The 17,590-nt window shown below is 74.9% G+C and carries 17 protein-coding genes and 1 riboswitch; of the genes, 12 read left to right on the top strand and 5 right to left on the bottom strand.

The features are described from left to right. Positions 1–128: 128 nt before the first annotated feature. Positions 129–233: riboswitch (TPP riboswitch) on the top strand. The 3 genes from thiM to thiD all read left to right on the top strand — a co-directional run bounded on the left by thiM (position 222) and on the right by thiD (position 2,613). Then, positions 222–1,064: a hydroxyethylthiazole kinase gene (gene thiM / locus AFE02nite_RS15010; RefSeq protein WP_407643104.1), complete on the top strand. Its 843-nt coding sequence runs from the start codon at positions 222–224 to the stop codon at positions 1,062–1,064. (Overlaps the previous riboswitch by 12 nt.) Continuing rightward, a complete protein-coding gene (thiE, locus tag AFE02nite_RS15005; RefSeq protein ID WP_146819911.1) occupies positions 1,061–1,795 on the top strand; it encodes a thiamine phosphate synthase in 735 nt (244 codons plus the stop codon). Before thiM ends, thiE begins: the two co-directional genes overlap by 4 nt. Next, on the top strand, positions 1,792–2,613 hold the full coding sequence (gene thiD, locus AFE02nite_RS15000; protein ID WP_146819910.1) for a bifunctional hydroxymethylpyrimidine kinase/phosphomethylpyrimidine kinase: 822 nt from the start codon (positions 1,792–1,794) through the stop codon (positions 2,611–2,613). The genes thiE and thiD overlap by 4 nt, the downstream gene beginning before the upstream one ends. A 39-nt stretch (positions 2,614–2,652) precedes the next feature. Here thiD and AFE02nite_RS14995 read toward each other — a convergent pair whose 3' ends face one another. Next, a complete protein-coding gene (locus tag AFE02nite_RS14995; RefSeq protein ID WP_034249549.1) occupies positions 2,653–3,246 on the bottom strand; it encodes a TetR/AcrR family transcriptional regulator in 594 nt (197 codons plus the stop codon). Positions 3,247–3,317: 71 nt separating this feature from the next. Here AFE02nite_RS14995 and AFE02nite_RS14990 point away from each other — a divergent pair, with 71 nt between their 5' ends. Further along, positions 3,318–3,848 carry a DinB family protein gene (locus AFE02nite_RS14990; RefSeq protein ID WP_034249547.1) on the top strand — a complete coding sequence of 177 codons (531 nt, stop codon included), beginning with the start codon at positions 3,318–3,320 and terminating at the stop codon, positions 3,846–3,848. Between the two features lie 866 nt (positions 3,849–4,714). On the opposite strand, the gene AFE02nite_RS14985 is transcribed toward AFE02nite_RS14990, so the two are convergent. The 4 genes from AFE02nite_RS14985 to AFE02nite_RS14970 form a co-directional block, all read right to left on the bottom strand. After that, positions 4,715–5,521: an alpha/beta fold hydrolase gene (locus AFE02nite_RS14985; protein WP_146819908.1), complete on the bottom strand. Its 807-nt coding sequence runs from the start codon at positions 5,519–5,521 to the stop codon at positions 4,715–4,717. Beyond that, positions 5,518–6,732, bottom strand: coding sequence for a hypothetical protein (locus AFE02nite_RS14980; protein ID WP_146819907.1), 1,215 nt, complete (start codon positions 6,730–6,732; stop codon positions 5,518–5,520). The genes AFE02nite_RS14985 and AFE02nite_RS14980 overlap by 4 nt, the downstream gene beginning before the upstream one ends. A 4-nt stretch (positions 6,733–6,736) precedes the next feature. After that, positions 6,737–8,068: a WD40 repeat domain-containing protein gene (locus tag AFE02nite_RS14975; RefSeq protein WP_261765656.1), complete on the bottom strand. Its 1,332-nt coding sequence runs from the start codon at positions 8,066–8,068 to the stop codon at positions 6,737–6,739. Positions 8,069–8,295: 227 nt separating this feature from the next. Next, on the bottom strand, positions 8,296–8,523 hold the full coding sequence (locus AFE02nite_RS14970) for a hypothetical protein (protein WP_034244053.1): 228 nt from the start codon (positions 8,521–8,523) through the stop codon (positions 8,296–8,298). Between the two features lie 162 nt (positions 8,524–8,685). Here AFE02nite_RS14970 and AFE02nite_RS14965 point away from each other — a divergent pair, with 162 nt between their 5' ends. From AFE02nite_RS14965 to AFE02nite_RS14930, 8 genes are all read left to right on the top strand, one after another. Further along, positions 8,686–9,729, top strand: coding sequence for a LacI family DNA-binding transcriptional regulator (locus tag AFE02nite_RS14965; protein WP_146819905.1), 1,044 nt, complete (start codon positions 8,686–8,688; stop codon positions 9,727–9,729). A gap of 152 nt (positions 9,730–9,881) precedes the next feature. Further along, complete coding sequence (locus AFE02nite_RS14960) at positions 9,882–10,631, top strand: cupin domain-containing protein (RefSeq protein ID WP_034244055.1); 750 nt, start codon at positions 9,882–9,884, stop codon at positions 10,629–10,631. A 64-nt stretch (positions 10,632–10,695) separates the two neighbouring features. Beyond that, positions 10,696–11,736, top strand: a complete 1,041-nt coding sequence (locus AFE02nite_RS14955) for a substrate-binding domain-containing protein (RefSeq protein WP_034244057.1) — start codon at positions 10,696–10,698, stop codon at positions 11,734–11,736. Positions 11,737–11,804: 68 nt separating this feature from the next. Then, positions 11,805–13,325: a sugar ABC transporter ATP-binding protein gene (locus AFE02nite_RS14950; RefSeq protein ID WP_034244058.1), complete on the top strand. Its 1,521-nt coding sequence runs from the start codon at positions 11,805–11,807 to the stop codon at positions 13,323–13,325. After that, positions 13,318–14,358, top strand: a complete 1,041-nt coding sequence (locus tag AFE02nite_RS14945; RefSeq protein ID WP_052113466.1) for an ABC transporter permease — start codon at positions 13,318–13,320, stop codon at positions 14,356–14,358. The genes AFE02nite_RS14950 and AFE02nite_RS14945 overlap by 8 nt, the downstream gene beginning before the upstream one ends. Then, on the top strand, positions 14,355–15,368 hold the full coding sequence (locus AFE02nite_RS14940; protein WP_034244059.1) for an ABC transporter permease: 1,014 nt from the start codon (positions 14,355–14,357) through the stop codon (positions 15,366–15,368). The genes AFE02nite_RS14945 and AFE02nite_RS14940 overlap by 4 nt, the downstream gene beginning before the upstream one ends. Beyond that, positions 15,368–16,384, top strand: a complete 1,017-nt coding sequence (locus tag AFE02nite_RS14935; RefSeq protein WP_034244061.1) for a DUF4432 family protein — start codon at positions 15,368–15,370, stop codon at positions 16,382–16,384. The genes AFE02nite_RS14940 and AFE02nite_RS14935 overlap by 1 nt, the downstream gene beginning before the upstream one ends. A gap of 119 nt (positions 16,385–16,503) precedes the next feature. Continuing rightward, entirely contained in the window at positions 16,504–17,565 is a 1,062-nt protein-coding gene (locus tag AFE02nite_RS14930; RefSeq protein WP_052113467.1) for an alcohol dehydrogenase catalytic domain-containing protein, read from the top strand. Positions 17,566–17,590: the final 25 nt, after the last annotated feature.

Raw genomic sequence — 17,590 nt, 5'->3', positions numbered from 1 at the left:
CCTCCCCTCCTTCCCTCCCTCACCTGGTGCACGGTGGCGCCACCGTGCTCCAGTTGGGCCGTTTCGCCGCCACGGTGCTCCAGGTGAGGAACGGGGCGGGCGGGCGGCGCCGGTCCCTGGCTAGGGTGGACGACGACGCGGGGTGCCGCTCGCGCAGAGCGCAGCGGCTGAGATCACACCCGTCGAACCTGATCTAGTTCGTACTAGCGAAGGGAACGTCGATGTCGGCCATGCCTGCCGCCGCTGACCCCACCCGGCCCACGCCCGCCCTGCCCACGCCCGACGACGTCGCGGCCGCCCTCGAGGCCGTCCGCACCCGCGCGCCGCTCGTGCAGTGCCTGACGAACATCGTCGTCGCGCAGTGGACCGCCAACACGCTGCTCGCGCTCGGCGCCGCGCCCGCGGTGGTCGACAACCCGCGCGAGGCCGCCGAGCTCGCGTCCGTCGCCGACGGGGTGCTCGTGAACCTCGGCACCCCGTACGCCGAGACGGTCGCGGCGATGGGGCCAGCGGTGGCGGCGGCGCGTGGCGCCGGCACGCCCTGGGTGCTCGACCCGGTCGCCGCGGGCGCCCTGAGCTGGCGCACCGACGTCGCGCAGGGCCTGCTCGCCGCCGGGCCCCCGGCGATCCTGCGCGGCAACGCCTCGGAGGTGCTCGCCCTCGCCGGCGGCGACGGCGGGCGCGGTGTCGACGCCGTGCACACCCCGGAGGCGGCCGCCGACTCCGCGCGCGCCACCGCCCGGCGGCACGGCACGGTCGTCGCGGTGTCGGGGCCGGTGGACCACGTGGTCGACGCCGCCCGGCTGGTCCGCGTCACGAACGGCCACCCGTGGCTGACGCGTGTGACCGGCGTCGGCTGCGCCCTCGGCGCGACGATGGCCGCGTTCGCGGCCGCCGTGGACGACCCGCTGCTGGCGGCCGTCGCCGCGACCGCCGTGGTCACGGTCGCCGCCGAGAGCGCCGCCGCGCGCACCGCCGGGCCGGGGTCCTTCGCCGTCGCGCTGCTCGACGACCTCGCGGCGTGCACGCCGGAGCACCTCGCGGCGCGCGTGAGCCTCGCATGACCGCGCGCACGCAGCCCGCCGGCGCGCACCCCGCCGGCGCGCACCCCGCCGCGTCGGCCACGACCGCCGTCGCCCGCCGTCGCGCCGTCGACCTCTCGCTCTACCTCGTCACCGACACGCGCCTGTGCGCGCGGCTCGGCGTCCCGGCCACCGTGGCCGCGGCCGTGGCGGCGGGGGTGTCACTCGTGCAGGTCCGCGACCCGCACGCCGACGACGCCGAGCTGGTCGAGCTCGGCCGCGCCGTCCGCGCCGAGCTCGCGGGCACGGGCGTGCCCCTGATCGTCAACGACCGCTGGCACCTCGTCGACGCGATCGGCGCGGACGGCGCGCACGTCGGCCAGCACGACGACGACCCGCGGGTGGTGCGCGCCGCGCTCGGCCCCGACGCGATCCTCGGCCTGTCGGTCCAGGAGCCCGCGCACGTCGCCGCCGCACGGGCTCTGGGCGACGACGTCGTCGACCACCTCGGCGTCGGGCCCGTGTGGCACCAGCTGGTGAAGCCGGACGCGGCGCCGCCGATCGGCGTCGACGGGTTCCGCGCCGTGGCGCGGGTGAGCCCGTGGCCGTGCGTCGCCATCGGCGGCGTGCAGGCGGAGGGGGTGCCCGCGCTGCGCGCGGCGGGTGCGGCGGGCGTCGCGGTGGTGAGCGCCATCTGCGGCATGCCCGACGTCGCCGCGGCCACCCGGGCGGTCCGCGCCGCCTGGGACGGCGCGGCCGGGGGCGTCCGATGACCCGGCCGCTGGTGGCGCTGACGATCGCGGGCAGCGACCCGTCCGGCGGTGCGGGCGTCCAGGCCGACCTGAAGACCTTCTCGGCGCTCGGCGCCTACGGCACGGCGGTGCTCACCGCGCTGACCGCGCAGAGCACGCGCGGCGTCACCGGCGTGCACGCCGTGCCGGCGGCGTTCGTCGCGGAGCAGCTCGCGACGCTCGCGGCCGACGTCCGGATCGACGCCGTCAAGATCGGCATGCTGGCGCGGGCGGAGGTGGTGGACGTCGTCGGCGCGTTCCTGCGCGACTGGGACCGCGACGGCGAGCGGGTGGTGGTCCTGGACCCGGTCATGGTCGCCACGAGCGGCGACCCGCTGCTGGCCGACGACGCCGTGGCCGCCATCCGCGCGCTCCTCCCCCGCGCGCGGCTCGTCACGCCCAACCTGCCGGAGGCGGCGCGGCTGCTCGACGAGCCGGCGGCGGCCGACGTCGACGCGATGCTCGCGCAGGCCGAGCGGCTGCGCGGGCTGGGGTCGGCGTGGGTGCTCCTCAAGGGCGGGCACCTGGCGGGGCCGTCGGCGGTGGACGTCGTCGTCGGGCCGGGCGTGGCCGAGGTGCTCACCGGGCCGCGGGTCGCGACCCGGCACACGCACGGGACCGGCTGCACCTTGTCCTCGGCGGTGGCCGTGCTCGCGGCGCGCCTGGGCGACTGGCCGGCCGCGGCGTCGGCGGCGAAGGCCTGGCTGACCGGCGCGCTGCGGGCCGCCGACACGCTCGCGGTGGGCGGGGGCAGCGGCCCGGTGCACCACTTCCACGAGCTCTGGCCGGCCGAGGGCTGAGCCGCGGTGGCCGGTCGGGGGCCGAGCCGGGTGGCGCCGCTAGGCGCCGGCGGACGCCCCGACGGCGCGCAGGACGAAGGCCTCGGTCGCCGCGGCCGGGTCGGTGCCGCGCTTGCCCGCGCCGACGGCGACCCGCGACGTCAGGCACGCGTGGACGAGGCCCGTCGCGACGTCGAGCGGCTGGGTGACGAAGGCGCCGGACGCCATGCCGTCGGTGAGGATCTGCCGGAGCGCGCCCTCCACGGGGGCGGCGTGCTCCCGCAGCCGCGCCTGGGTCGTCGGCGACACGGTCGACCGCAGGTCCGCGGGCATGTGGAAGGTGCGCCGCATCCTCAGCTGGTGCTGCACGTAGACGCGCAGCCGCCCCACCGGGTCGCTGACGCCCGCGAGCTGGGCCTCGAGCTCGGCGAGCCAGCCCTGGGTCTCGTGGGCGATGTACTCGATGAGCAGGGACTCCTTGTCCGGCACGTGGTTGTAGACGGCCGTGCGCCCGATCCCCGCCTCCTGCGCGATCTCGGCGAGCGTCACGGCGTCGAACCCGCGCTGCTCCATCAGCCGCGCGAGCGCGGCGAAGAGACGACGACGCGTCTCCTCGCGGTGCTCGCTGAGCGAGCCGCCGATGATCCTGGGCACGGGCCCATTGTCGCCGACGCCCCTCGGGGCGTTGCCGCCATCGGAATTCTTCCCTGCACTACCGTGCATTCATGGCGAGCCCCGACGAGATCCTGCCCGACACCAAGGACTGGACCTGGGTCCTCGAGCGCCGGTGCCCGGAGTGCGCGTTCGAGGCTGGCGCCGTCGCCGGCTCGGCCCTGCCGGCGCTGCTGCGCGGCTTCGCGGCCCGCTGGCAGGAGGTGCTGCTGCGGCCCGATGTCGCCCGCCGGCCCGCCCCCGCGATCTGGTCGCCGTTGGAGTACGCGTGCCACGTGCGCGACGCGTCCTGCATCTTCCGCGGGCGCGCGGAGGCGATGCTCACCCAGGACGACCCGGCGTTCGAGAACTGGGACCAGGACGCGACGGCGCTCGCGGAGCGCTACGGCGAGCAGGACCCGGCCACGGTGGCGGGCGAGCTCCGCGAGGCCGCGGAGGCGACTGCCGCGACCTTCGCGGGCGTGGCGCGCGAGCAGTGGTCGCGCACGGGCCGGCGCAGCGACGGCTCGGTGTTCACGGTCGAGACCCTCGGCCAGTACTACGCCCACGACATCGCGCACCACCTGTGGGACGTCCGCGGCTGAGGCGCGCACGCGCGGTGTGGCAGGCGGGAGTCGCACGCCACCCGAGAAGCACCTGGACGGAGCAGCGCTACGGGGCGTCGTGCACATCTTTTCTCCACAGGGGTGTGCGTCGACGCCGTTCTCCGCACACAACCTGTGGACGGATCTGTGAACTTCCGGTGGACAAAAACTGACCGTTCGAAGGGTCTTGCGTGGCTTTCCGGACCCCCACTAGAACTACGTCATCGGCACCGCAGGACAGCCGGAACGAACCGGGAAACCGGGGAGGCAGGAGCAGGGAAACCCGCTCTGACCGGCAAGAATGCAGTGTCGCACCGTCCGGTTCTCCGGGCGGACCCGCCCGAGGGGCTTCGGCCCGGAGGGTTCCGAGGTGGGGCAACCTGCCGAGGGCTGTGGATGACGCCACGGGGTCCGCGCGAGCTGGTCGGGGTGATCGATCAGGGACGCCGCCCAAGGGCAACCAGCGGGCTGTCGTTCCACCGCTCGTCATGGCGGGACCGCTGTTCCGTTCGGCTCGAGTGTGTCGGTCTCCGGTTCGCCGGGCACTGATCACGCGTCCGTCGGGACGGTCTGGTGTTGGGCGGTCGTTCCGGTTCGCGCCGGCACGGTCGTCAGGTGGGGACCTCGGTTCGCCGGGGCTTCATCGCACCGGACGCGCCGGTCGAGATCACAGCAAGGCCCCTCGGACGCTTACTCCGAGGGGCCTTTGCTGTGCCCCCAGGGTACCGGCGCGCCCGTGACCAGCCCGCCACCGACACGCGGCCGCCAGGTGAACGGTCGGGTCCCGACGGGCGGTCGAGGCGGGCCGTAGGCACCGACGGGCGCGGGTCCTGACGGGCGGTCGCCCGCCTCGCGGTGGGTGCCGCTCAGGCACCATCCGGGCCCAGGAACGCGAGCACCGCCTGGCGGATCGTCCGGTCGCCGGCGGCGGTCATGTGGCTCGCGCGCGGCGCGAGCACGAGCCGCGCGCCGAGGCCTGCGGCTGTCCGGGCGATGAGGTCGCCGTAGAAGCCGTCGCGACCGCCCCCGACGACGAGCGCGGGCGCCCGCACCTCGCCCAGCCGCCTGGTCACGTCGAACGCGTCCTCGGCGGCGACGGTGGCCAGGAGGTCGGCCGCGTCGTCGCCGGCCGGTCCACCGCCCAGCCAGCACAGCACCGACACCGCGGCCCGGCCGAGCGTCGTCCCGGCGAGCGGTGTCCCGAGCTGGCCCCACGCGGCGCGCGGCCGGCCGGCCCGGGTGAGCTCGGCGAGCCGCCGCTGCCGACGACGGCCGTCGTCGCCGAGCCGCGCGGCCGCACACACGAGGACCAGACGCGAGACGAGGTCGGCATGGTCCACGGCGAGCTGGAGCGCGATGGACCCGCCCGTCGACACCCCGAGCACCGGGACCGGCCCGCCGCCGAGGTCGTCCCTGACGGCCGCGGCGACGTCATCGGCCAGGTCGGCCATCGTGGTGCCCGGCGCGAGCCCGGGCCGTCGCTGGAGGAGGTGCACGCGGTGGTCGCGCCCGAGGGCCGCGCCCCCCGGCAGGGACCGAACCGCGAAGGCCCCGGGCGTCGTGTGCCGCGGAGTCAGGCCCGGCAGGACGACGAGCGGCGGCCCGGCGCCGAACGCCGCGGAGGGGAGCCCGCGCGTCGTCCGGCCCGGCTCGAGCGTGCCCGGGCGGCTCACCACGCACCGCCCTGCACCGCGCCGCCCTGCACCGCGCCCCGACCCACCGCGCTGCGACCCACCGCGCCGCCGCCCGTCGCGCGAGGCGCCCGCGGCGGGCGCACCTGGCCCGTGCCGCCCTTCGAGGAGCCGAGCGCGAGGACGTCGACGCGCGCGACGTCGTCGGCCAGGTCGTCGAGCCGGTGCAGGACGGCGAGGGTCGCGGAGGTCGCGAACGGTGACGGTCCGTCCTTGCGGCCGAACGTGTGCTGCTCGAACCCGCGAAACGTCGAGCGCGGGGTCACGCGGCCGTCGTCGTCGGTCGTGTAGGCGACCAGGCAGGCGGCGAGCTCGGCGAGGGCGCGCCGGTCGTCGTCGGAGGCGCCCGGCCCGCGCCACAGCGCCGGCCAGCGGCCGAGCGCGTCGAGCAGCGTGAGCGCGGAGTACCAGGTCGCGGGCCACTTGCCGGTCTTGAAGGTGGCGCCGTGCCCGAACATGTACGGCTTGGCCACGGCCCGGTCCCGCCACACCCCGAGCGCCACCCGCGCGACGGCGAGGGTCCGGGCCTCGTCCAGCGGTCGCCGCCCGGCCGGGACGAGCGACAGGACGCGCAGCGCCTCCAGCGTGACCTGCGGGCACATCTCGCCGCGGCGGCCCGGCCCGCGGAACCCGGTCACCGGGTCGGGCCGGCACGGCCAGGCGCGGCCCTGCGCGGTGTCGGCGAGGTCCGCGGCCATGCGCTCGAGCGCTCGCCCGACGCGCGGGTCGTCGCCCCGCCCGTAGCGCAGCAGCGTCTCGGCGATCGCGTGGGTGTCGCAGAGCAGCGTGCCCCACACCGGCGGGTCGTCGGCGCGGCGCCCGGCGAACGAGGAGAACCGGTCCTCGTCGTCGGCGTGCTCGAGCATCGCGTCGAGGACCGCGTCGACGCGCGGGTCGTCGCCGGAGCGCAGCCCCCGGTCGGCGAGCAGCGCGAGGAGGTTGGGCGCGAACGCCGGGGCGTTGTGGCCGCCGAGGGGCGCGCCCGCGTCCCACGGGGTGAGCCGGCTCAGCAGGTCGGCGGTGTCCGGGTGCGTCAGCATCTCGGCGCGCGCCGCACGGACGGCGGGGTCGTCCGCGTCCCGGTCCAGGACGGCGGTGAGGAGGAGCCAGCGGGCGCCCGGGTCGGGCGAGGAGGCGACCCAGTCCCGCGCGTCGGGCAGGACGGCGGCCCACGGGCGGTCGTGGCGCGGCACGGTGTCAGGTCCTCCCGGGGACGTCCCAGACCTCGACCGTCGCGTCGGCGAGGCTGGTGACGATCCTGCCGTCCGGCAGTGCGGCGAGGTGGGTGACGCGGTCGCCCATCCGCAGGGGGGTCGGCCCGGGCGTCGTGAGGTCGAGGACCCGCAGGTGCCGGTCGTGGCCGAGGGTGACCAGGCGGCCGTCGCGCAGCTGGGCGACCTCGCGCGGCGGCGTCGCGAGCGTGACGGTGACCTCGGCGGGCGCGGCTTGCGGAGTGCCGTCGAGGTGCTGCACCCGGACGGCGCCGCCGAACCGCCCGTCGTCGAGCAGACCCTCCGCGGAGGCGATGCGGCCGTCGGCGAGCACGGCGAGCGCGTGCACGGGTGCCGTGTGGTGGCCGTGCACGGTCGGCGGGGCGTCCGACGCGGGGTCGTACACGCGCAGGGCGTCGTCGTGGCCGCCGGCGACGAGACGCCCGTCGGGCAGGGCGACGAGCGCGGTGACGCCGCGCGCGCGGTGGCCGTGCTCGAAGGCGAGCACCCGATGGGACGCGGCCGGGGCGTCCGGGTGCTGCACGTGGATCATGCCGTCGCGCCCGCCCCACGCGAGGGCACCGCCGGGCAGGGCGGCGAGGGCGTCCGCGACGACGTCGTTGCGGGTGAGCACGATCGGCGGGGAACCGGCGAGGTCCCACACGCGCACCGAGCCGTCGCGCGAGGCGGAGGCGAGCCGGCCGTCGCTGAGGACCGCGAGGTGCTCGACGTCGCGCACGTGCCCGGTGAGCAGGCGGGCGTCCCCGTCGCCGTCGGGCGCGCTGGGGTCCCAGACGCGGATGGCGCCCCCGACGACGCCGGCCGCCAGCCGCCCGTCGGGCAGCGGCGCGAGGGTGGTGACGTGCCCGCCGGTCGGGACGGGGTCGGCGGGCCGGGGGCGGACGGCGAGCGACCGGCGGGCCTCGAACGTGCCCGCGCCGACGAGCCCCTTCGCGCCGCACGCCCGGCACCGCAGCGTGTACCCGCGCCGCAGCGCCGCGACGGCGGCCGGTGCGCCGATGGCGGCCCAGCCGACCACCCAGAGCAGGCTGTTCCGTTCGATGGCCTGCGGCCCGAGCGTCAGCGCGAGGACGCCGGCGACGGCGGGGACCAGCAGGAACCAGCTGAGCGCGGCGAGGAACGCGCGGTGCACCCGCCCCGGCGGCACGACGGTCCCGCACGTGGGGCAGACGAGCCCGCGCGGGTCGTCGGGGACGCCGGCCCACGGGGACGCCCGTCGCGCATCGGCGGCGCGGTGGTCGCCGGCGGCACCGCGTTCGGCGCGCGCAGGGGTCGGCGGGGACGACGCGTCGGCCATGTCGCTCACCTCCGAGAGCGTGACGCCGTGCCGGCCCGTCGGTCGCCCGCCGGCTCGGGGAGGGAGGTGTCGAGCCGCGACCGCAGGACCGCACTGCCGACGCTACTCGCGGGTACCGACACGAGTCGGGCGTTCCGGGACCGAAAGGGTGCCCGGACGGGGGCGCGGAAGGTGGGGCGCCGGACGCGGGCGAGCCGCGTCCCCGCCGGAGCAGCGCCGCGGCGCGGTCAGGCCTTGCGGCCGTACTTCTTGTGCACCGCCTGCTTGGAGACGCCGAGCGCCGCGGCGATCTCCAGCCAGGTCGCGCCGCGGACGCGCGCCCGCCGGACGAGCACCGCCTGCTGCCGCTCCATCTCCGCGTTGACCTCGGCCGCGGCGCGCAGCGCGCCCAGGGGGTCCGGGCCGTCGTCGGCCGCCGCCAGTCTGAGCATCGCCGTCACCTCCGTCAGGTCCACGGGTCAACAATGGTTGACGCGCGGAAGGCTGTCAACCTGTGTTGACTCGACCGGGACGGCGGGGTCGCTCGCCGGAGGCGGGCGTGGGACCCGGGGTAGTATCCAGCCCCGTCCGTCCCGCGACGCTCGTCACGCGGGACCTCGGGGGAATCGAGGGCGCTGGTGCTGCAGCCGATGGATGCCGCCCCGGCCGACGGCCGGCCGGAGGACGGCCGCACCGTCGGCGTGCGGGACGTCGCCGCGGCCGCGGGCGTCTCCGTGGGGACGGTCTCCAACGTGCTCAACAACCCGGACCGGGTGGGCGCCCGCACCCGTGAGCGCGTCGAGGAGGCCATGCGCTCGCTCGGCTTCGTGGGCTCGCGCGCGGCGGGCCAGCTGCGCAGCAGGCGGTCGAAGCTCATCGGCGTGGTGGTGCCCGACGTCGGGAACCCGTTCTGGGCGTCGGTGCTCCGCGGCGTCGAGACCGTCGCCGACGGGCTCCGGCTCACTCTCGTGGTCTGCTCGACGCACCAGGACCCGGCCCGCCAGCGGCGCCTGCTCCGGGACCTGGAGAGCCAGGGGGTGGACGGTCTGATCATCGCGCCGATCGTGGATCGGGCGGCGGACTGGAAGTCGTTCGAGGCACGCAGGTTCGGCGTCGTCACGCTCGAGCGGCAGCACCCGGGGTCCCTCGGTGCGTGGGTGAGCCTGGACAACGTGCAGGGCGCGCGGCTCGCGATGGACCACCTGCTGGAGCGGGGTCACCGGCGTCTTGCGCTCGTGAACGGGCCGTCGCGGGTCTCGTGGTGCGCAGAGCGACGCGCGGGCGCGGTGGCCGCCGTCGAGGCGCGAGGCCTCGACCCGGCCGAGGTGATCGTCGACGTCGTGGTGGACGACCTGACGGTGGTCGAGGGCCGGACGGCGGTCGGACCGCTGCTCGACGCCCGCCAGGTCACCGCAGTGATGTGCGTGAACGACATGCTCGCCCTCGGCGCGCTCCTCGCGATGCAGGACCGCGGCCTGCGCGTGCCGGACGACGTGGCGCTCGTCGGGTACGACGACGCCGACTTCGCGCCGGCGCTGAACCCGCCGCTGACGACCGTGCACCAGCCCTCCTTCGAGATGGGGATGGCCGCGGCGCGCCTGCTCTTCGACGACCGTGATCCGGGGGAGCACATCGACTTCGAGCCGCGGCTCGTCGTGCGAGGGTCCACGGTGCTTCCGTAACGATTCGATCTCGCCGTTTGACAGCCGCGCGAGATCGGGGGCACGCTGTGAACCGGTTCACTTCTGAACCGGTTCACAAACCGGGCGAGGTGGGCCACGTCGGTGGCGGATCTTCGCCGCCACGGCCGCTCCGCGATCCAATGGAGGATGCAGTGACCCGGACCTACGTGACCCGGCGCGAGTACGACGAGTGGCTGAACGAGGCGGCCTCGCTGGCCCGCGCGCTGCGCTACCCGATCACGCCCGACATGGTCAACGACAGCGCCGGCATCGTCTTCGGCGACGACCAGTACGCGGCCTTCGAGAACGGCCTCTGGTCGCGCGAGCCGTACGAGCTGATGGTGATCTTCGAGGCGCTCAACGAGCCGGCCGTCGACGGCCTGCCCGTCTCGGCGGCGCACGGGTCCGAGTACAGCGGCCTGTGCGACAAGCTCATGATCGTCCACCCCGGCAAGTTCTGCCCGCCGCACTACCACCAGCGCAAGACCGAGAGCTACGAGGTCGTCCTCGGCGAGATGGACGTCTTCTACGGCCCCGAGCCCGTGCGGGTCGACGACGAGGAGACGGTCACCTTCTCCCCGATGCCGGCCGGCTCCCCCTGGCCCGACGGCGTCGCGCTGCCCGCCGGTCGCGAGGACACCTACGCGGCGCTCACGAGCTACGTCCGGCTGAGCGCGGGCGACCCGAAGTTCGTCATGCACCGCAAGCACCTGCACACGTTCCGCTGCCCCGCCGACGCGACGACGCCGCTCGTCGTGCGCGAGGTCTCGACCTACAGCCACGAGCCCACGGAGCACGCGGCGGACAAGCCGGCGCCCCTGCCGACGTGGGCGGGCCTGCACGACAACGCCTTCCTGTCCCCGGCCGCCAACACCGGCCGGCTCGTCACCCACATCCGCTGAGCCACCCGGCCAGCGGCCACCCCAGACCGATCGACCCCATCACCACCCCGTCAAAGGAGACACAGTGCGCAACCTCACCAAGGCCGTGGCGCTCTCCGCCGTCGCAGGCCTCATGCTGACCGCCTGCGCGAGCGGCGCCGACGAGCCTGCGGACACGGCCGAGCCGACGACCGGCGGCGACACCGCCGCGACGTCGGAGTTCGAGGCCAAGGACCCGATCGTCATCGGTTACTCGGTGTACGACCTGCAGAACCCCTACTGGCAGTCCTACGCCGCGGGTGTGCAGGCCGGTGCCGAGGCCGCCGGCGTCGAGGCGGTCGTCGTCGACCAGAAGTCGGACCAGCAGCAGCAGGTGTCCGGCAGCCTCGACCTGATCAACCAGGACATCTCCGGCCTCATCGTCACCCCGGTGCAGCCGACCGCGCTGCCGTCGACGATCGACGCCGCGCACGAGGCGAAGATCCCGGTGGTCATCGCCGACATCGGCACCGCCGGTGACTACGACGCCTACATCCAGTCGAACAACGCCAACGGCGGTGCCCTCGCGGCCGAGTACGTCATCGAGCAGCTCGGCGACGTGCCCGGGCCGCACAAGGTCGGCGTCATCGAGCTGCACGCCGGCTCGGTCGTCGGCGAGGAGCGGGTCGCGGAGTTCGTCTCCATCCTCGGCGCGAACGACAACTTCGAGATCGTCTCGAGCCTCGACGGCAACGACACGGTCGACGGCGGGTTCGCGGCTGCGCAGGACATGCTCTCGGCCAACCCCGACCTCGAGGTCATCTACGCCGCCAACGACGACTCCGCCATCGGCGCCCAGCGCGCGATGGAGACGGCGGGCAAGTCGGTCGCCGACGGCTTCATCCTGATCGGCTTCGACGGTGCTGACGGCGCCCTCGACCTCATCGAGCAGGGCCTCATGAGCGCCACCGTCGCGCAGGACCCGTACGGCCAGGGCGTCAAGGCGGTCGAGACGGTTCTCGCTCTGCTGAACGGCGAGGACGCGGGCTACGACGACGCCGGGACGAAGACCATCTTCTTCCCGGTCGAGATCGTCACCGCCGACAACCTCGCGGACTTCCGCGCGTCCAGGGCGGCCCAGGACTGAGCCGATGATGGGTAGGGGTGGCCCCGGCCACCCCTACCCATCGTGCTGAACGGGATGGAGACAGGTTCATGACAGCAGTCCTGCAGGTCGAGGACGTGGTCCAGGAGTACCCCGGCGTCCGGGCCCTGAAGGGCGTGTCGCTCGACATCCATGCGGGCCAGGTGCTCGGGCTCGTCGGCGAGAACGGTGCCGGCAAGAGCACGCTGATCCGCGTCCTCGGCGGGATCGAGCAGCCGGTCCGCGGGTCGGTGACGCTCAAGGGCGTGCCCCAGCGCTTCCGCAGCTCCGCGGACTCGCAGGCGGCGGGCATCAGCGTGGTCAGCCAGGAGTTCCGTCAGGTCCCCCAGCTGTCCGTCGCGGACAACATCTTCCTGGGGCACGAGCTGACGACCGGCGGCGTGGTGCAGCGCGGCCGGACCCGCACCCGCTCCACCGAGCTCCTCGAGCAGCTCGGCATGGACCTGGAGGCCGACCGTCCCGTGAGCTCGCTCACCGTGGGTGACCGGCAGATGGTCGAGATCGCCCGCGCCCTCTCGCGCACGTTCGACGTGCTGATCATGGACGAGCCGACCGCGGCCCTCAACGGCGCCGAGATCACCCGGCTCCACGCGATCGTCCGCCGGCTCGCCCAGCAGGGCAAGGCGATCGTGTACGTCTCCCACCACCTCGAGGAGATCTTCGCGATCTGCGACGACGTGGCGGTGCTGCGGGACGGCGAGCTCGTCGCCCGGCAGCCGACCAGCGAGCTCGACGAGCCGCGGCTGGTCGAGCACATGCTCGGCCGCAAGCCCACCACGTACGAGCACGTCTCGACCGGGGAGGGCGAGGCCACCGACGTGCGCCTCGCGGTCCGCGAGCTCCAGGTGCCCGGTGTCGCCGAGCCCTTCAGCCTCGACGTCCGGCGCGGCGAAGTGCTCGGCCTGGCGGGCCTCGTCGGCTCCGGGCGCACCGAGCTGACCCGCGCCCTCTTCGGTGACCTGGTCGGCCTCGGCGGCGTCGTCGAGGTGGACGGCAAGGCCGTCCGGCTCAGGAGCAGCCGCGAGGCGGTCCGCCACGGGATCTTCATGCTCTCCGAGGACCGCAAGAGCGAGGGGATCCTTCCCCACCTCGACGTCACCGAGAACGCCATGGTGTCGCGCGACCGCCGGTCCCTGCCCTGGTCCCGCCGTGTCCTCCCGCTGCGCCGCGACGAGTCCGCCGAGTTCGCCCGGCTACGGGACGAGATGCGGATCCGCGTCCCGCACGGGCGCCAGCTGATCGGGAACCTGTCCGGCGGGAACCAGCAGAAGGTGCTCCTGGGCAGGGCCCTGCTCTCGGGCTGCTCGGTCCTCCTCCTCAACGAGCCGACCCGGGGCGTGGACGTGGGCGCGAAGGTCGACATCTACCAGCTCGTCAAGCAGCTGGCCGACCGCGGCGTCGCGGTCGTCGTCTCCAGCTCGGACGCCCCCGAGCTGGCGGCCATCGCCGACCGGTGCGTCGTGTACTTCGCGGGGCGGCAGGTCGCCGAGCTCCGCGGGCGCGACGTCACCGAGGAGAACATCGTCGGCGCGTCTGTGGGCCAGACCGCCCAGGAGGGCAGCCATGACTGAAACCGTCACCACGCTCACGGCGGAGGAGCTGGTCGCCGCCGAGCGGGACCGCTCCGCCGAGCGCGCACGCCGCGCCGACCAGCGCCGTCGCCTGCTGCAGAACTCGGGCGTGCTGGTTCCCTTCCTCATCGTCCTCGTCGTGGGCGTCGCCGTCGTCCCGAACTTCGTGTCCTCGTCGAACGTGACGAACATGCTCGTCAACGCCGCGATCCTGGCGATCGTCGGCTACGGGATGACCCTCGTCATCGCCGTCCGCGGCATCGACCTGTCGGTCGGCTCGGCGCAGGCCCTCGCGGCGTGCGTCGCCGCGTCGGTCGTGAACAGCGCCGGTCCGTTCGTCGGGGCCCTCGTCGGGATCCTCGTGGGCGCCGGCCTGGGTGCCGTCAACGGGCTCCTGGTCACCCAGGCCCGCGTCCCCGGGTTCATCGCCACGCTGAGCACGATGAGCGTGTTCCGCGGGCTCGTGCTGCTCTTCACGGGCGGTGCGCCGATCATGATCGCCTCGGCGGGCTTCAAGGACGTCGCCACGTCGTCCCTCCTGGGCGTCCCGACGCCGTTCGTCATCGCCGTGCTCGCCGGCGGCGGCATGTGGTTCGCCCTCGAGCGGATGCGCTTCGGCAAGCACGTCGTGGCCGTGGGGGGAAGCCCTGAGGCCGCCGTCGACACGGGCATCGGCGTGAACCGCGTGCTCCTGCGGGCCTACCTCATCGCCGGCGCGTCGGCGGGCGTCGGTGGCGTGCTCCTCGCGAGCCAGCTCGGCGTCGTCAACGGGTCGATCTCCACGGGGCTCGAGCTCCAGGCGATCGCCATCGTGGTCCTCGGCGGGACGTCCATGGCCGGCGGTCGCGGGAACATCGTCGGCACCTTCGTCGCGGCGCTCCTGCTCGCCATGATCAACTCCGGGCTCAACCTCCTCAACGTCCCGTCGTTCTACCAGTACGTCGCGCTCGGCCTGCTGCTGATCTTCGCCCTGAGCATCGACGGTGCGCAGCGTGCGGCGGTCCGCCGCATGCTGGAAGGAAGGCACTCGTGACCGCCATCGACACGACCCCCGCTCCGACGGGCGTCGCCAACGACCAAGGCCCCGGCCGCCTGCAGACGGTGCTGCACTTCGCGTCCCGTCAGTACCTCGTCGCCGTGCTCGTGGTGCTCGCCGTCGCGGTCGGCATCGCCAAGCCGTCGTTCTGGGGCGGCGGGAACATCGAGAACGTGCTCTTCCAGGCGTCTCTCGTCGGGCTGGCCGCCTGCGGCATGACCCTCCTCATCGCGGGCGGCCTGCTCGACCTGTCCGTCGGCGGCGTGATCGCGGTCAGCGCCATCGCCATCGGCACGGTGCTGCCGAGCACCACCATCGGCGGGGCGATCGTGGTGGCGCTGGCGATCGGCGTCGGGCTCGGGCTCGTGAACGGCCTCCTGGTGACCTACGTGCGGATCGCGCCGTTCATCGCGACGCTCGGCACGCTCTACCTCTTCCTCGGTCTGGCGTTCATCTGGACGTCGGGCAAGGTCGTGCCGATCACGTCGAGCAACTACCGGGCGGCGACCACCGAGACCATCGGCCGGGTGCCGTACGTCTTCCTCGTGTTCCTGGTGGTGGCGGTCGCGGCCTACCTGCTGCTCAGCCGTACGCACTTCGGCCGCACGGTGCGGGCGTTCGGCAGCAACGAGCGGGCCGCCGTCCTGGCAGGCCTGCCCGTCGCGCGGGCCAAGGTGCTCGTCTTCGTCGTGGCCGGGCTCTGCTTCGCCCTGTCGGGCGTGTTCATGGCGGGCCGCCTCTCCTCCGCCGAGGGCAACATGGCGATGGGCTTCGAGATGGACGTCATCGCCGCCGTCGTCGTCGGCGGGACGGCCCTGCGGGGCGGCCGCGGCACGATGTTCGGCACGGTCGTCGGCTCGCTGCTGTTCGCCGTCCTCGCCAACGCCCTGAACCTGCTCGGCGTCGCGTCCTACTGGCAGTACGTCCTCACGGGCACGGTGCTGGTCGTCGCGATCGCCATCGGCGCCCGGCGGTCGGCGGCCGCCGAGGTGCGGGGAGCCGGCTGATGGGGTTCGGCGCGGACTCCGTGGCCCTCGAGCCCGGCCTCCGCAGGCTCGTCGGGGCCGCGGACCAGCTCGTCGCGGTGACCCGGGCGGTCCTCGACGAGGGCCCCGGCCGGGGCACCCCGGTCCTGAGCGTGCGGAACCCGGGGGGCATCTCGTTCGACCTGCTGCTCGACCGGGCGATGGACATCGGCTGGGCGGACGCGGCCGGCCTGCCGCTCGCGTGGCGGTCCCCGCGGGGCACCGTCAGCTCCGACCGGTACGAGCCGCAGGGCGCCGGGTGGGTGCGCACCTTCGGGGGCGGCCTCCTGAGCACGTGCGGGCTGGCGTCCACCGGCGCCCCCGCCGACGTCGACGGCGTGCACCACCCCCTGCACGGGCGCATCGGGCACACCCCGGCCGAGAACGTGCGCTGGGCGCTGATCGAGGAGGACGGGGCGCTCGCCGTCGAGATCGTCGGCGACGTCGTCGAGGCGGCCCTCGGCCAGCCGACGCTCGTCCTGCGCCGTCGCGTCGTCGCAGGGACGGCGCAGGCGTGGGTCCGGGTCGAGGACACCGTCCGCAACGCGGGCTGGGGGCGAGCCGGGCACATGTTCCGCCACCACCTCAACCTGGGCGCGCCGGTCGTCGTGCCGGGCACCGTCGTCACGGCGACCGCCGACGTGGTGGGCGAGCGCGACCTCTCCGGCCCGTCCGGCGTGTCCCTCCCCTGGGTGCTCGACGTCGCCGACAGCCCCTCGCCCGAGGTCGTCGCCTACTGCCGCCCGCGGCCTGGCCCGGGGGTGCTCGTGGAGGTGCGCGCGCCAGAGGGCCCATGGGTGAGCATCGAGCAGGACGCCGCGACGTGGAACCAGACGGTGCTCTGGCGTGACGCGACGCCCGGAGTCAACGTGCTCGGCGTCGAACCGTCGACGTCCCGCGACTCGGGCCGCGCGCAGGCCGAGCGGGACGGTGAGGTGATCTGGCTCGAGCCGGGCGAGGAGCGCACGTACCGCACGGTGGTTCGCGCGGGTCGGTGACGCGACGCCCGGTTGTCGACCAAGGTCGACCATCCGCCGGCCGGGTGAACGTGATCGAGAAACCGGACAGCGCCGTTCCGGCCCGCGCAGCGCGCGCCTAGCGTGAGGACCGCGCAGGGGTGTTCCCTCTGGAGGTCGTCATGCAGCACATGTATTGCGACTCACTCGGCTCGGTCAGGCTCGTCGAGGCGGCGGACCCCGTCATCGAGGCGCCCACGGACGTCGTCGTCCGGGTCCGGGCCACGACCGTCTGCGGCAGCGACGTGCACCTCGTGCACGGTCACCTGCCGACGCCGTGGGGCTTCTCCCTCGGCCACGAGTACGTGGGCGAGGTGGTGGCCGTCGGCGCGGCGGTGACGCGGTTCGCCGTCGGGGACCGGGTCGTCGGGCCGGCGGCGCCGTGGTGCGGCAGCTGCGGCGCGTGCCGGCGCGGCCAGACGCAGCGGTGCGAGCGTGGCGGCGTGCTCGGCTCGGGCGCGCGCTGGGGCGGCTGGGGCGGCACGATGGCGGAGCTCCTCCGCGTCCCGTGGGCGGACATGGACCTCTCGCGCGTGCCGGACGGCGTCACGGACGCCCAGGCGCTCGCGGTCGGGGACGTGCTCTCGACCGGCTGGACGGCCGTGCGGCAGGCGGTGACCGACGTCGGGCAGGTGGTCGTGGTGCTGGGCTGCGGGCCCGTCGGCCTGTCCGCGGTGCACACGGCGACGCTGCACGCGCCGCGCGCGATCGTCGCCGTCGACGCGATGCCCGACCGCCTCGAGGTGGCGCGCACCCTCGGCGCCACGCACGCGCTCGCCGCAGGGGACGACGTCGCCGCGGCGGTCGCGGAGATCAGCGGTGGCGTGGGCGCCGACGCCGTCGTCGAGGCCGTCGGCCTGCCCGTGACGCTCGCGCTCGCGTGCGACCTCGTGGCGACCGGCGGGCGGATCGGCGTCGTCGGGATCCCGGCGGAGCCGGTGCCGCTGCCCTTCGCGCAGCTGCTGTTCAAGAACGTCACGCTCTGGACCGGCCTCGGCGACCTGCGGCACATGGACGACCTGCTCCGGTTCATCGCCGAGGGCCGGCTCGACCCGTCGCCGATGTTCACCACCACCCGCCCGTTCGCCGAGATCGAGCAGGCCTACGCGGACATGGAGCAGCGCACGCCGGGCGTGATCAAGACGCTCGTGACCGTGCCCTGACGGGGCGCGCGTCTGGCCCCGGGAG

It is taken from the genome of Actinotalea fermentans (assembly GCF_007991475.1).
GTDB lineage: Bacteria > Actinomycetota > Actinomycetes > Actinomycetales > Cellulomonadaceae > Actinotalea > Actinotalea fermentans.
The sequence above is the reverse complement of the archived record's forward strand: the minus strand, read 5'-3'. Positions and strand labels throughout refer to the sequence as shown.

Bases quoted from the DNA above. Each gene is read 5' to 3' on its own strand.
- AFE02nite_RS14935 (WP_034244061.1), top strand. From the start codon at position 15,368: ATGGGGTTCGGCGCGGACTCCGTGGCCCTCGAGCCCGGCCTCCGCAGG.
- thiE (WP_146819911.1), top strand. From the start codon at position 1,061: ATGACCGCGCGCACGCAGCCCGCCGGCGCGCACCCCGCCGGCGCGCAC.
- AFE02nite_RS14990 (WP_034249547.1), top strand. From the start codon at position 3,318: ATGGCGAGCCCCGACGAGATCCTGCCCGACACCAAGGACTGGACCTGG.
- AFE02nite_RS14975 (WP_261765656.1), bottom strand. From the start codon at position 8,068: ATGGCCGACGCGTCGTCCCCGCCGACCCCTGCGCGCGCCGAACGCGGT.
- thiD (WP_146819910.1), top strand. From the start codon at position 1,792: ATGACCCGGCCGCTGGTGGCGCTGACGATCGCGGGCAGCGACCCGTCC.
- thiM (WP_407643104.1), top strand. From the start codon at position 222: ATGTCGGCCATGCCTGCCGCCGCTGACCCCACCCGGCCCACGCCCGCC.
- AFE02nite_RS14945 (WP_052113466.1), top strand. From the start codon at position 13,318: ATGACTGAAACCGTCACCACGCTCACGGCGGAGGAGCTGGTCGCCGCC.
- AFE02nite_RS14950 (WP_034244058.1), top strand. From the start codon at position 11,805: ATGACAGCAGTCCTGCAGGTCGAGGACGTGGTCCAGGAGTACCCCGGC.